The sequence below is a fragment of the Actinomyces johnsonii genome (assembly GCF_006546835.1).
In the GTDB taxonomy this organism is placed as follows: Bacteria; Actinomycetota; Actinomycetes; order Actinomycetales; family Actinomycetaceae; genus Actinomyces; species Actinomyces johnsonii.
Map to the genome: position 1 here is coordinate 1 of NZ_VICB01000042.1, position 718 is coordinate 718.

Genomic DNA, 718 nt, shown 5'->3' on the forward strand with positions numbered 1-718 from the left:
GCCACTGCTACTGAGCCGCACAGATCCCGAGTTGCCTCGAGTCATCGAGGCAACTCGGGACGAATATTGAATGTGGGCTGTCAGATGCCGAGCATCTGACAGCCCACATCTGCTTGTTTCCCAGACCCCGCACCAGACATCTGCAGAGTCCTCCTTAGGGAGGACGCCCCTCCATACATCCCGCCCTTCGGGGTATTTTCGCATTACCAGGCACCCCGTAGTCTTCTCATATCAGCCAAGGCAAGGCGAAGAGATCACCAGCCACACTAACGCCTTGCACCACTTGCACGAGAGATGAAAAAGGACCGCCCCCATGCCACGATTTGTTCGCCGCTCCACCGCTCTAGCGGATGTGACATTTGAGCAGGCTCTTCATTCAGAAACGCACGCACCCACCGAGGGAGCAGAATACAACTGCCCCACCGATGAGTCTCCGTGCGACCGTCACTGCAGATATTCCGGATACCGGGGCGGCTACTGCGGAGGAATACTCAAGACCTCTTGCCGCTGCTATTAATTCAAACAGCGATATCGCAACGCGCAGGACCACAGCTTCTGATTCATCTTTCTTGCGAGTGACTCTGGCAGTCCGGTGCCGCCGGCATCGCATCACAGACTTCCCCCAATCCGGGGAAGGTGCGCAGACACATTCACCCGCGCACCCACACCCTCCCACGGGAACCACCCGGGGAGATCACCAGAAAGGAACACACCAATG

The 718-nt window shown here is 57.5% G+C and carries 1 protein-coding gene; it reads left to right on the forward strand.

Annotation, left to right across the window (positions count from 1 at the left end):
• The first annotated feature begins 313 nt into the window (after positions 1 to 313).
• Positions 314 to 517 carry an actinodefensin gene (locus FK256_RS14215; RefSeq protein WP_082463042.1) on the forward strand — a complete coding sequence of 68 codons (204 nt, stop codon included), beginning with the start codon at positions 314 to 316 and terminating at the stop codon, positions 515 to 517.
• Positions 518 to 718: the final 201 nt, after the last annotated feature.